This window comes from Pseudomonadota bacterium, from assembly GCA_039028155.1.
Lineage (GTDB): Bacteria > Pseudomonadota > Alphaproteobacteria > SP197 > SP197 > JANQGO01.
Genome location: JBCCIS010000095.1, coordinates 1 through 10,212 on the forward strand (window position 1 = coordinate 1; position 10,212 = coordinate 10,212).

Annotated in this window: 22 protein-coding genes and 1 pseudogene; all 23 read left to right on the forward strand. The window is 62.8% G+C overall.

The window, feature by feature from the left end; genetic code table 11:
* The coding region (gene tuf / locus AAF563_24840) for an elongation factor Tu (protein MEM7124526.1) at positions 1-267 on the forward strand (267 nt) is incomplete at its 5' end.
* 31 nt (positions 268-298) lie between these two features.
* A complete protein-coding gene (gene rpsJ / locus AAF563_24845) occupies positions 299-607 on the forward strand; it encodes a 30S ribosomal protein S10 (GenBank protein MEM7124527.1) in 309 nt (102 codons plus the stop codon).
* Between the two features lie 16 nt (positions 608-623).
* Positions 624-1,442, forward strand: coding sequence for a 50S ribosomal protein L3 (rplC, locus tag AAF563_24850; GenBank protein MEM7124528.1), 819 nt, complete (start codon positions 624-626; stop codon positions 1,440-1,442).
* A gap of 3 nt (positions 1,443-1,445) precedes the next feature.
* Complete coding sequence (rplD, locus tag AAF563_24855) at positions 1,446-2,066, forward strand: 50S ribosomal protein L4 (protein MEM7124529.1); 621 nt, start codon at positions 1,446-1,448, stop codon at positions 2,064-2,066.
* Positions 2,063-2,356 carry a 50S ribosomal protein L23 gene (locus AAF563_24860; protein MEM7124530.1) on the forward strand — a complete coding sequence of 98 codons (294 nt, stop codon included), beginning with the start codon at positions 2,063-2,065 and terminating at the stop codon, positions 2,354-2,356. Before rplD ends, AAF563_24860 begins: the two co-directional genes overlap by 4 nt.
* Before the next feature lies 1 nt (position 2,357).
* Positions 2,358-3,194 carry a 50S ribosomal protein L2 gene (rplB, locus tag AAF563_24865; protein ID MEM7124531.1) on the forward strand — a complete coding sequence of 279 codons (837 nt, stop codon included), beginning with the start codon at positions 2,358-2,360 and terminating at the stop codon, positions 3,192-3,194.
* An 11-nt stretch (positions 3,195-3,205) separates the two neighbouring features.
* Complete coding sequence (rpsS, locus tag AAF563_24870) at positions 3,206-3,484, forward strand: 30S ribosomal protein S19 (GenBank protein MEM7124532.1); 279 nt, start codon at positions 3,206-3,208, stop codon at positions 3,482-3,484.
* A gap of 2 nt (positions 3,485-3,486) precedes the next feature.
* Entirely contained in the window at positions 3,487-3,867 is a 381-nt protein-coding gene (gene rplV / locus AAF563_24875) for a 50S ribosomal protein L22 (GenBank protein MEM7124533.1), read from the forward strand.
* Positions 3,867-4,556: a 30S ribosomal protein S3 gene (rpsC, locus tag AAF563_24880; protein ID MEM7124534.1), complete on the forward strand. Its 690-nt coding sequence runs from the start codon at positions 3,867-3,869 to the stop codon at positions 4,554-4,556. Before rplV ends, rpsC begins: the two co-directional genes overlap by 1 nt.
* 13 nt (positions 4,557-4,569) lie before the next feature.
* Entirely contained in the window at positions 4,570-4,980 is a 411-nt protein-coding gene (rplP, locus tag AAF563_24885; protein MEM7124535.1) for a 50S ribosomal protein L16, read from the forward strand.
* An 11-nt stretch (positions 4,981-4,991) separates the two neighbouring features.
* Positions 4,992-5,189 (forward strand): 50S ribosomal protein L29, encoded by a 198-nt coding sequence (gene rpmC, locus AAF563_24890; GenBank protein MEM7124536.1) that lies wholly within the window; start codon positions 4,992-4,994, stop codon positions 5,187-5,189.
* 16 nt (positions 5,190-5,205) lie between these two features.
* On the forward strand, positions 5,206-5,442 hold the full coding sequence (rpsQ, locus tag AAF563_24895; GenBank protein ID MEM7124537.1) for a 30S ribosomal protein S17: 237 nt from the start codon (positions 5,206-5,208) through the stop codon (positions 5,440-5,442).
* 28 nt (positions 5,443-5,470) lie between these two features.
* Entirely contained in the window at positions 5,471-5,839 is a 369-nt protein-coding gene (gene rplN / locus AAF563_24900; protein ID MEM7124538.1) for a 50S ribosomal protein L14, read from the forward strand.
* A complete protein-coding gene (rplX, locus tag AAF563_24905) occupies positions 5,840-6,163 on the forward strand; it encodes a 50S ribosomal protein L24 (GenBank protein MEM7124539.1) in 324 nt (107 codons plus the stop codon).
* A 14-nt stretch (positions 6,164-6,177) separates the two neighbouring features.
* Entirely contained in the window at positions 6,178-6,732 is a 555-nt protein-coding gene (rplE, locus tag AAF563_24910; GenBank protein MEM7124540.1) for a 50S ribosomal protein L5, read from the forward strand.
* A 16-nt stretch (positions 6,733-6,748) separates the two neighbouring features.
* On the forward strand, positions 6,749-7,054 hold the full coding sequence (rpsN, locus tag AAF563_24915) for a 30S ribosomal protein S14 (GenBank protein MEM7124541.1): 306 nt from the start codon (positions 6,749-6,751) through the stop codon (positions 7,052-7,054).
* Between the two features lie 12 nt (positions 7,055-7,066).
* A complete protein-coding gene (gene rpsH / locus AAF563_24920) occupies positions 7,067-7,465 on the forward strand; it encodes a 30S ribosomal protein S8 (protein ID MEM7124542.1) in 399 nt (132 codons plus the stop codon).
* A gap of 34 nt (positions 7,466-7,499) precedes the next feature.
* Complete coding sequence (gene rplF / locus AAF563_24925) at positions 7,500-8,033, forward strand: 50S ribosomal protein L6 (protein MEM7124543.1); 534 nt, start codon at positions 7,500-7,502, stop codon at positions 8,031-8,033.
* A gap of 8 nt (positions 8,034-8,041) precedes the next feature.
* The gene (gene rplR, locus AAF563_24930; protein MEM7124544.1) at positions 8,042-8,404 is read left to right on the forward strand and encodes a 50S ribosomal protein L18; all 363 of its coding nucleotides are present in this window, start codon (positions 8,042-8,044) and stop codon (positions 8,402-8,404) included.
* Positions 8,405-8,428: 24 nt separating this feature from the next.
* Complete coding sequence (gene rpsE, locus AAF563_24935; GenBank protein MEM7124545.1) at positions 8,429-9,007, forward strand: 30S ribosomal protein S5; 579 nt, start codon at positions 8,429-8,431, stop codon at positions 9,005-9,007.
* Positions 9,008-9,010: 3 nt separating this feature from the next.
* The gene (rpmD, locus tag AAF563_24940; GenBank protein MEM7124546.1) at positions 9,011-9,208 is read left to right on the forward strand and encodes a 50S ribosomal protein L30; all 198 of its coding nucleotides are present in this window, start codon (positions 9,011-9,013) and stop codon (positions 9,206-9,208) included.
* 28 nt (positions 9,209-9,236) lie between these two features.
* On the forward strand, positions 9,237-9,731 hold the full coding sequence (gene rplO / locus AAF563_24945; protein ID MEM7124547.1) for a 50S ribosomal protein L15: 495 nt from the start codon (positions 9,237-9,239) through the stop codon (positions 9,729-9,731).
* 22 nt (positions 9,732-9,753) lie between these two features.
* A pseudogene (locus AAF563_24950) lies at positions 9,754-10,083 on the forward strand (preprotein translocase subunit SecY).
* Positions 10,084-10,212 lie beyond the last annotated feature (129 nt).

Consider the following 10,212-nt stretch of genomic DNA (forward strand, 5'->3'; position numbering starts at 1 on the left):
GCCGAGACGTATGTTCTGACGAAAGAGGAGGGCGGGCGTCACACGCCGTTCTTCACGAACTACCGTCCGCAGTTCTACTTCCGCACGACGGACGTTACGGGCCACGTGATGCTGCCTGAGGGTGTCGAGATGGTGATGCCTGGCGACAACATCACGATGGATGTTGAGCTGATCGCGCCGATTGCGATGGACGAGGGCCTGAGGTTCGCGATCCGCGAAGGCGGCCGCACCGTCGGCGCCGGTGTCGTCGCGCAGATCGTCGAGTAGGCCGGAAGCGGATAAGCAGGAGAAAACGTAAATGGCGGGCCAAAATATACGCATCCGGTTGAAGGCGTTCGATCATCGCCTGCTTGACCAGTCGACGAATGAAATCGTCGGCACGGCCAAGCGCACGGGTGCCCAGGTCAGAGGGCCTATCCCTCTGCCGACCAGGATCGAGCGTTTTACCGTGTTGCGCGGCCCGCATGTCGACAAGAAGTCGCGCGAGCAGTTCGAGATCCGCACGCATAAGCGTCTGATCGACATCGTGGAGCCCACGCCCCAGACCGTCGATGCGCTGATGAAGCTGGATCTGGCGGCCGGCGTCGACGTCGAGATCAAGCTCTAGGTTAGGGACCGGAACAATGCGTACCGGAATGATCGCACGAAAGTTGGGCATGAGCCGTGTCTTCACCGACGATGGCCGTCATGTGCCGGTGACCGTGCTGCAGATTGAGGACAACCAAGTGGTCGCCCAGCGCACCGCCGAAAGCCATGGCTATACGGCCGTGCAGGTGGGTGCGACGCCGGCCAAGGTGAAGCACCTGACGAAGTCGGTGCGCGGCCAGTTCGCCAAGGCCGGCATCGAGCCTAAGCGCCGTCTGGTCGAGTTCCGCGTCACCGAGGACGCCTTGGTGCCGGTCGGCGCCAAGCTGGCGGCAAACCACTTCGTCGCCGGCCAAACGGTCGATGTGACGGGGACCTCGAAGGGTAAGGGTTTTGCCGGCGCCATGAAGCGCCACAATTTCGGCGGCATGCGCGCGAGCCACGGTGTTTCCGTGTCCCATCGCGCCCATGGTTCGACCGGTAACAGCCAGGATCCCGGCCGTGTCTTCAAGGGCAAGAAGATGGCCGGTCATATGGGCGACACCAAGGTGACGACCCAGAACCTGGAGGTCGTCGAGACCGATGCCGATCAAGGCCTGATCCTGGTGCGTGGCGCCGTTCCGGGCGCCAAGAACAGTTACGTTCTGGTCTATGACGCGGTTAAAGGCACGTTGCCAGAGGATGCGCCGTTCCCGGCCGGTCTGGTCGACGACGGCGCGGGTGCCGCTGATGAGGCGCCTGCCGAGGCTGCGGATGACGCGGCGCCGGAGGCGACCGAGGAAGCTGCCCCCGAGGCAGCGGAGCCGGAAGCCAGCGATGACGCGGGCGACGGTGACGATGAGAACAAGGAATCGTAAGCCATGAAGGCCGACATCGTAACGTTCGACAACAAAAAGCAGGGCTCGGTCGAGCTGGCTGACACCGTGTTTGGTCTGCCGGAGCGCGCCGATGTCCTGGCGCGCGTGGTCAACTGGCAACTCGCCAAGCGCCGCGCCGGCACGCACAGCACCAAATCGACCGGCGACGTGATGGGCTCGACTGCCAAGATCTTTCGTCAGAAGGGCACGGGCCGGGCGCGTCATGGCAGCCGCAAGACGAACATTTTCCGCGGCGGTGCGGTCGGACACGGTCCGGTACCGCACAGCCATGCCTATAAACTGCCCAAGAAGGTCCGGGCGCTGGGTCTGAAGACGGCGCTCTCTGTCAAGCAGGCCGAAGGCAAGCTGATTGTCGTTGAGAGTGGCAAGCTGGCCAGTCCGAAGACGAAGGACTTCGTCAAACAGCTGGGTGACATGGGTGTCAAGTCGGCGCTGATCATCGACGGCGGCGATCTTGACGACAACCTGTGCATGGCCGCGGCGAACATTCCCGGCATCGACGTGGTGCCCAGCATGGGCGCCAACGTCTACGACATCATGCGCCGCGATACGCTGGTCCTGACCAAGGACGCGGTCGAGGCCCTGCAAGCGAGGCTGTCATGAGTTTGGAAAAACACTACGACGTCATTCGCGGGCCGATCGTGACCGAGAAGTCGACCCAGGGCAGCATGTACAACCAGGTGACGTTCCGCGTCGACGGGCGCGCGTCGAAGCCGGAGATCAAGAAGGCGGTCGAGGCGTTGTTCAAGGTCGAGGTCGCCAAGGTCAACACGTTGAACCAGGCCGGCAAGACGAAGCGTTTCCGCGGCCGTCTGGGGCAGCGCAACGGCATGAAGAAAGCAATCGTGACCTTGAAGGAAGGTCACACGATCGACGTGACGTCGGGAGTTTAAGATGGCGCTGAAGGTCTATAAGCCCAACACGCCTGGTCAACGCGGCCTGGTTCAGGTCGATCGCCGGCAGCTCCATAAGGGCAAGCCGGTGAAGGAACTGACCGAGGGCCTGACGAAGTCGGGCGGGCGCAACGCCAACGGCCGCATCACCACGCGCCATCGTGGCGGTGGTCATAAGCGTCGTTATCGCCTGATCGATTTCAAGCGCCGGAAGTTCGACGTCGGCGCCACCGTCGAGCGGCTGGAGTACGATCCCAACCGTTCGTCCTTTATCGCGCTCTTGAAGTACGATGACGGTGAGCAGGCCTATATCATCGCGCCGCAGCGTCTGAACCCGGGCGACAAGGTGATCGCCGGTGACCGGGTCGACATCAAGCCGGGCAATGCGATGCCGCTGCAGAACATCCCGGTTGGCACGATCGTGCATAACGTCGAGATGCGCGCCGGCGGCGGCGGCAAGCTGGCGCGGTCGGCTGGCACCTATGTGCAGCTGATCGGTAAGGATCAGGGTTACGCGCAGCTGCGCCTGACATCGGGCGAGATGCGCATGGTGCGTGGCGAGTGCATGGCGACTATTGGCGCTGTGTCGAACCCGGACCACCAGAACATCAAGCTTGGCAAGGCCGGCCGCAACCGGTGGAAGGGCAAGCGCCCGACCGTGCGCGGCGTCGCCATGAACCCAGTTGACCATCCGCACGGCGGTGGCGAGGGCCGCACCAGCGGCGGCCGCCATCCGGTGTCGCCGTGGGGTAAGCCGACCAAGGGTGCGAGGACCCGGCACGCCAAGAAACGCAGCGACGCGCTGATTATCGCGCGGCGCAAGCGCAAGAAGAAGTAGGAGGAAGCGACGTGGCACGTTCAGTTTGGAAGGGTCCCTTCGTCGACGGCTATCTCTTGAAGAAGGCCGAGACCGTCAGGGAGTCCGGGCGCAAGGAGGTCATCAAGACCTGGTCGCGCCGCTCGACCATCATGCCGCAGTTCGTTGGTCTGACCTTCGGCGTTTACAACGGCCAGAAACACCTGCCGGTGCTGGTGACCGAGAACATGGTCGGCCACAAGTTCGGCGAGTTTTCGCCGACCCGCGTGTTCCACGGCCATGCTGCCGATAAGAAGGCGAAGAGGGCCTGATCATGAGCAAGCGTACGGCACCGCGCCGCCAAGCTGACAACGAGGCACGCGCCATGGCGCGATCGCTTCCGATCAGCCCGCAAAAGCTGAACCTGGTCGCCCAGTCGATCCGGGGTAAGCCGGTGAGCAAGGCCCTGGCAGACCTATCGTTTTCGCGCCGGCGTATCGCCGTCGACGTGAAGAAGGCGTTGCAGTCGGCGATTGCGAACGCGGAGAACAATCATGGCCTGGACGTCGACCGCCTGGTGGTGGCCGATGCCTCGGTCGGTCCCAGCTTGAAGATGCGACGCTTCCGTCCCGCTGGTCGCGGCCGGGTGCATCCCTATCGCAAGCTGTTCAGCAATATCGAGATCATCGTCCGCGAAGCGGAAGAGGACTACTGATGGGTCACAAGGTTAATCCGGTCGGGCTTCGCCTCGGCATCAACCGCACTTGGGATTCGCGCTGGTACGCCGAAGGCGACGAGTACGCGCGGTTGCTGCACGAGGATCTGAAGATCCGCGAATACATCCAGGACCGCCTGAAGCAGGCCGGCATCAGCAAGATCGTGATCGAGCGTCCGGCGAACAAGGCGCGCATCACCATTCACACCGCCCGCCCGGGTGTCGTGATCGGCAAGCGCGGCGCGGATATCGAGAAGCTGAAGACCGACCTGCAGCGCATGACCCATGGCGAGGTCGCGGTGAACATTGTCGAAATCCGCAAGCCGGAGATCGATGCCCAGTTGGTGGCCGAGAACGTCGCCCAGCAGCTGGAGCGCCGTATCTCGTTCCGCCGTGCCATGAAGCGCGCGGTGCAGTCGGCCATGCGTCTGGGCGCCCAGGGCATCCGCATCAATGTCGGCGGCCGTCTGGGTGGCGCCGAGATCGCCCGTGTCGAGTGGTATCGTGAGGGTCGTGTGCCGCTGCATACGCTGCGCGCTGACATCGACTTCGGCCGGGTCACCGCGAACACGGCCTATGGCAGCATCGGCATCAAGGTCTGGGTCTTCAAGGGTGAGATCCTGGGTCACGATCCGCTGGCCCAGGAAAAGCGCGCGCTGGAAGTCCAGGGCGGCCAGGCCCGTATGTGATCGGAGCAGTTAGATGTTAAGTCCGAAACGCACGAAGTACCGCAAGGCGCACAAGGGCCGTATTCACGGCAACGCCAAGGGCTATACGTCCTTGAACTTTGGCGCCTATGGCATGAAGGCGCAGGCGCCTGGCCGTATCACCGCGCGCCAGATCGAAGCCGCGCGCCGCGCCATCACGCGCTACATGAAGCGTGCCGGCCGTGTCTGGGTGACGGTGTTCCCGGACGTGCCGGTGTCCAGCAAGCCGGCCGAGGTGCGCATGGGTAAGGGCAAGGGTTCGCCCGAGTTCTGGATGGCGCGCGTGAAGCCGGGCCGGATCATGTTCGAATTGGACGGTGTCAGCGAGGATATCGCGCGTGAGGCGATCCGCCTGGGTGCCGCCAAGTTGCCGATTCCCGTCAAGTTCATTCAGCGCCTGCACTGAGGGAGGTTGTCATGAAAGCTGCCGATGTGCGCGCCCAGTCGCCCGATGAATTGAAAGACGAGCTCCTGACGCTCAAGAAGGAGCAGTTCAACCTGCGCTTTCAACAGGCGACGGGCCAGCTTGAGAACACGGCTCGTGCCCGTGAAGTCCGGCGCGATATCGCCCGTATCAAGACCGTCCTGGCCGAGCGTGCCAGGGCCGGTTCGTAAGAGGAGAGAGAACGAGATGCCCCGTCGCGTCATGCAAGGCGTGGTGACCAGCAAGTCCGGTGACAAGACCGTTGTGGTCAATGTCGAGCGCCGGGTTTTGCACCCGCTGTACAAAAAGATCATTCGCCGGTCGAAGCGCTACCACGCGCACGACGAACAGAACGCCTACAAGCCGGGCGATACCGTTCGTATCGAGGAATGCCGGCCGATGTCGAAGTTGAAGCGCTGGACCGTCGTTTCCGACGGGGCCTGAGCACGCGTACTGAGTTGAGGACACGCCGATGATCCAACAAGAAACCAACCTGATGGTGGCCGACAATTCCGGTGCCAAGCGCGTGCAGTGCATCAAGGTGCTGGGCGGCTCGAAGCGCAAGACGGCGACGATCGGTGACGTCATTATCGTGTCCGTGAAGCAGGCCGATCCCGGCCGTACGGTGAAGAAGGGCGAAGTCGTGCGCGCCGTTATCGTGCGTACCGCCAAGGAGATCCGTCGGCCCGATGGCAGCGCGATCCGCTTCGACCGCAACGCCGCGGTGCTGATCAACAAGCAGAACGAGCCGATCGGCACGCGCATCTTCGGCCCTGTCACGCGCGAGCTGAGATCGAAGAACTTCATGAAGATCATTTCGCTGGCGCCGGAGGTACTTTAGGTGGCAACGAAGCAGAGAATCAAAAAGGGCGACAAGGTCATCGTCCTGGCCGGCCGTGATCGCGGTCGCGAGGGTGAAGTCCTGAAGATGTTCCCGGACGAGGACCGCGCCATCGTCAATGGCGTCAATATGGTGCGCCGGCACACGCGGCCGTCGCCCCAGGATCCCGGCGGCATCGTCGATAAGGAACTGCCGATCCACGTCTCCAACCTGGCGGTTGCCGATCCCAAGGACGGCAAGGCGACCCGGGTCGGTTTCAAGCGGCTTGAAGACGGCAGAAAGGTGCGCGTGGCGCGCCGGTCTGGCGAAGTGATCGATACCTAAGAAGGACGCATGAGATGGCTGCCGTAAGGCTTCATCAGCACTACAACGAGACGATCCTGCCCGCGCTGGTCGAGAAGTTCTCTTACAAGAACACGATGCAGGCGCCGAAGCTGGACAAGATCGTGATCAACATGGGCGTCGGTGACGGTGTCACGGATTCCAAGACCGTCGACAAGGCGGCCGAGGACCTGACCCAGATCGCCGGTCAGCGCGCCGTGGTGACGCGCGCCAAAAAGTCGGTCGCGACGTTCAAGCTGCGCGAAGGCATGCCGGTCGGCTGCAAGGTGACACTGCGCGGTGAACGCATGTACGAGTTTCTCGATCGCCTGATCACGATCGCGCTGCCCCGCGTGCGTGACTTTCGCGGCGTCAGCCCGAAGAGTTTCGACGGTCGCGGCAACTACGCCATGGGTTTGAAGGAACAGATCGTGTTCCCCGAGATCAACTACGACCAGGTCGACAAAATTCGCGGCCTCGACATCATCATCTGCACGACGGCGAAGTCCGATGAGGAAGCCTATGAGCTGCTCGACGGATTCCAGATGCCGTTCGTCAAACCTGAAGCCTAAGGGTTAGGAAGAAGCCATGGCCAAAAAGAGTGCCATCGAGAAGAACAAGCGCCGCCAGCGGCTGGTCAAGCGCTATGCGGCCAAGCGGGCGCGCTTGCTGGCGATCGCGAACAATCGCGCGCTGCCGATGGAAGAGCGTTTCCAGGCGCGCCTGGCGCTTGCGCAACTGCCGCGCAATGCCTCGCCCGTCAGGGTCAAGAACCGCTGCGGCGTCACAGGTCGTCCGCGCGGCTATCACCGTAAGCTCAACATGTCGCGCATCGCGCTCAGGGATCTGGCTTCGGAAGGCAAGATCCCCGGCATGGTCAAGTCGAGCTGGTAAGGAGGGCACGCGATGGCTATGACAGATCCGCTCGGCGATATGCTGACACGCATTCGCAACGGCCACCTGCGGCGCAAGTCGGCGGTGAACTGCCCGGCGTCGAAGTTGAAGGAAAACGTGCTCGAGGTTCTCAAGCGCGAGGGCTATATCCGCGACTTCCGCAAGGAAGAGACCGAGCCCAAAAAGCCTCAACTGGTGATCGAGCTGAAGTACTACGAAGGCGAGCCGGTGATCCGTGAGATCGGCCGCATTTCCAAACCGGGCCGGCGAGTTTACTCCGGTGCCCGGGATATGCCGCGCGTCTACGGCGGTCTGGGCGTTGCCATCGTGTCGACACCGCGTGGTGTGATGACCGATCACGAGGCACGCGCGACCAATGTGGGTGGCGAAGTGCTTTGCCGCGTCTTTTGATCGCGGCGAAAGAGGACTGGACGAGGAACAGACGATGTCACGAGTTGGCAAGAACCCGATTACCATTCCCGACGGCGTCACGGTCGACGTGGCCGCCGACGCGATCACGGTGAAGGGCAAGAAGGGCGAGTTGAGCCGTCAGCTACTGGCCGATGTGTCGGTGGCGGTCGAGGACAACAAGGTCGTCATCAAGCCGATGTCGGAATCGAAGTTCGCGCGCTCTTTGTGGGGCACCATGCGCAGCAACATCGAAGCGATGATTACCGGCGTGTCCGACGGTTACTCGCGCGAGTTGGAGATCCAGGGTGTCGGTTACCGCGCGCAGATCCAAGGCAAGACCCTGCGCCTGCAGCTTGGTTTCAGCCACGATGTCGAGTTTCCGATTCCCGATGGCGTGACCATCGAGTGTCCCAGCCAGGTGCAGGTCGTCGTATCGGGTGCCGACAAGCAGCAAGTCGGCCAGGTCGCGTCCAACATCCGCGGCTACCGTCCGCCCGAGCCCTATAAGGGCAAGGGCGTGCGCTACAAGGGCGAGTACGTGCTCCGCAAGGAAGGCAAGAAGAAGTAGGTGATGAGATGAAATCGGCGAACCATCTATTCCAGCGGCGGCGGAGCCGCGTTCGCGCGCGCCTGCGCCGCGAGGCGAACGGCAAGCCGCGCCTGTCGGTCAACCGTTCGGGGATGCACATTTACGTGCAGATCATCGACGACTTGGCGGGCCACACGGTTGCCTCGGCGTCGAGCCTGGAAAAGGACGTGCGCGCCAAGGGCAAGTCCGGTGCGAACATCGAAGCCGCGGCCGAGGTCGGCAAGCTGATCGCCGAACGCGCGACGGCGGCCGGCGTCACGGACGTCGTGTTCGATCGCGGCGGCTATCGTTATCACGGCCGGGTCAAGGCCCTGGCCGATGCCGCCCGCGAGGGCGGCCTCAAGTTTTAGGCGAAGGGTAGGATAGAAATGGCAATGGCAGGTCGAGATCGCGGCGGACAGCGCGGCGGCCAACGTGGCCAGCGCGGTGGCGACCGCGATGCGGAAGCCAACGAGTTTCTCGAGAAGCTCGTCAGCATCAACCGTGTTGCGAAGGTGGTGAAGGGCGGGCGTCGTTTCGGCTTTGCCGCGATCGTCGTCGTCGGCGACCAGAAGGGTCGTGTCGGCCACGGCGCCGGCAAGGCGCGCGAGGTGCCCGAGGCGATACGCAAGGCAACCGAGCAGGCCAAGCGCAACATGGTGCGCGTGCCGCTGCGCGAGGGCCGCACGCTGCATCACGATGTGAAGGGCCGGTTTGGCGCGGGCAAGGTTATCCTGCGGTCGGCGCCTCCGGGCACCGGCATCATTGCCGGCGGTCCGATGCGCGCGGTGTTCGAGGCGCTGGGCGCCCAGGACGTCGTCTGCAAATCGACCGGCAGCGGCAATCCGCATAACGTCATCAAGGCGACCTTTGATGCGCTGGGCCGCACACTCGCGCCCCGCGCGGTTGCCTCCAAGCGCAACAAAAAAGTGAACGATGTGTTGGGTCGCAACACCGAGTACGCGGAGGCCTAAGTCATGGCGAAAGCCAGCTCAGGAAAGAAAGTGCGGGTAACCCAGATTGGCAGCCCGATTGGCCGCCCCAAGGACCAGCGTCAGACGCTGGTCGGGCTGGGTCTGAACAAGCTGCACCGATCACGCGAGCTTGAGGACACGCCCGCCGTGCGCGGCATGATTGCCAAGGTGTCTCATTTGGTGCGTTGCGAAGACGTCTGACGCACCCGATATAGAGAGCAGTAAGGTCATGAAACTGAACGATATTCGCGACAACGCCGGCGCCACCCATGCCCGCAAACGCAAGGGCCGTGGCATCGGCTCGGGCCTGGGCAAGACAGCCGGGCGTGGCCACAAGGGTCAGAAATCCCGCAGCGGCGTGGCGCTTTCCACGTTCGAGGGCGGCCAGATGCCGATCTACCGCCGTCTGCCGCGGCGTGGTTTCCATAACCCGTCGGCCAAGTCGTATGCGGAGGTCAATCTGGGCCGGTTGCAAAAGGCGATCGATGACAAGAAGCTCGATGCCGGCAAGCCGATCGATGCCGAAGCGTTGAAGGCGGCCGGCGTGATCCGACGCGAGCTGGATGGCGTGCGCCTTCTTGGGCGCGGCGAGCTGACGGCGAAGGTCGATCTTCACGTTACCGGCGCCAGCAAGAACGCGGTGGCTGCGGTTGAGAAGGCCGGCGGTTCGGTCACGATGAAAGCGCCGCGCGCCGCCAAAACCGAGGAGACGTCGGCCGAGTAAACGGCCGGCAAGGGAGCCCTGAATGGCATCTGCGGCTGACCAACTCGCCAGCAATCTGAACTTCTCCGCCTTTGGCAAGGCGACGGAACTGAAAAAGCGCCTGTGGTTCACCCTGGGCGCTTTGATCATCTACCGCCTGGGCACCTACATTCCGATTCCCGGTATCGACCCGGCGATCCTGAACGACATTTTCCAGCAGCAGGCCGGCGGCGTGCTGTCGATGTTCAACATGTTCTCCGGCGGCGCGCTGGAGCGCATGACGATCTTTGCCTTGAACGTCATGCCCTACATCTCGGCCTCGATCATCATGCAGTTGATGACGACGGTGTCGCCCGCGCGAGTCGCGCTACAATCCTAATTACCTGCTATCTGGTAGCTCAGACTTTTCAGTGAATCTGTGGGATCTTAGCTTAGGACAACTAGTGCACTCCTTCTGTGTACATGCTGGCGAAGTGACCAGTTTCTATATACCTCCAGCTAA

Bases quoted from the DNA above. Each gene is read 5' to 3' on its own strand.
- rpsJ (MEM7124527.1), top strand. From the start codon at position 299: ATGGCGGGCCAAAATATACGCATCCGGTTGAAGGCGTTCGATCATCGC.
- rplC (MEM7124528.1), top strand. From the start codon at position 624: ATGCGTACCGGAATGATCGCACGAAAGTTGGGCATGAGCCGTGTCTTC.
- rplD (MEM7124529.1), top strand. From the start codon at position 1,446: ATGAAGGCCGACATCGTAACGTTCGACAACAAAAAGCAGGGCTCGGTC.
- AAF563_24860 (MEM7124530.1), top strand. From the start codon at position 2,063: ATGAGTTTGGAAAAACACTACGACGTCATTCGCGGGCCGATCGTGACC.
- rplB (MEM7124531.1), top strand. From the start codon at position 2,358: ATGGCGCTGAAGGTCTATAAGCCCAACACGCCTGGTCAACGCGGCCTG.
- rplV (MEM7124533.1), top strand. From the start codon at position 3,487: ATGAGCAAGCGTACGGCACCGCGCCGCCAAGCTGACAACGAGGCACGC.
- rpsC (MEM7124534.1), top strand. From the start codon at position 3,867: ATGGGTCACAAGGTTAATCCGGTCGGGCTTCGCCTCGGCATCAACCGC.
- rplP (MEM7124535.1), top strand. From the start codon at position 4,570: ATGTTAAGTCCGAAACGCACGAAGTACCGCAAGGCGCACAAGGGCCGT.
- rpmC (MEM7124536.1), top strand. From the start codon at position 4,992: ATGAAAGCTGCCGATGTGCGCGCCCAGTCGCCCGATGAATTGAAAGAC.
- rpsQ (MEM7124537.1), top strand. From the start codon at position 5,206: ATGCCCCGTCGCGTCATGCAAGGCGTGGTGACCAGCAAGTCCGGTGAC.
- rplN (MEM7124538.1), top strand. From the start codon at position 5,471: ATGATCCAACAAGAAACCAACCTGATGGTGGCCGACAATTCCGGTGCC.
- rplE (MEM7124540.1), top strand. From the start codon at position 6,178: ATGGCTGCCGTAAGGCTTCATCAGCACTACAACGAGACGATCCTGCCC.
- rpsN (MEM7124541.1), top strand. From the start codon at position 6,749: ATGGCCAAAAAGAGTGCCATCGAGAAGAACAAGCGCCGCCAGCGGCTG.
- rpsH (MEM7124542.1), top strand. From the start codon at position 7,067: ATGGCTATGACAGATCCGCTCGGCGATATGCTGACACGCATTCGCAAC.
- rplF (MEM7124543.1), top strand. From the start codon at position 7,500: ATGTCACGAGTTGGCAAGAACCCGATTACCATTCCCGACGGCGTCACG.
- rplR (MEM7124544.1), top strand. From the start codon at position 8,042: ATGAAATCGGCGAACCATCTATTCCAGCGGCGGCGGAGCCGCGTTCGC.
- rpsE (MEM7124545.1), top strand. From the start codon at position 8,429: ATGGCAGGTCGAGATCGCGGCGGACAGCGCGGCGGCCAACGTGGCCAG.
- rpmD (MEM7124546.1), top strand. From the start codon at position 9,011: ATGGCGAAAGCCAGCTCAGGAAAGAAAGTGCGGGTAACCCAGATTGGC.
- rplO (MEM7124547.1), top strand. From the start codon at position 9,237: ATGAAACTGAACGATATTCGCGACAACGCCGGCGCCACCCATGCCCGC.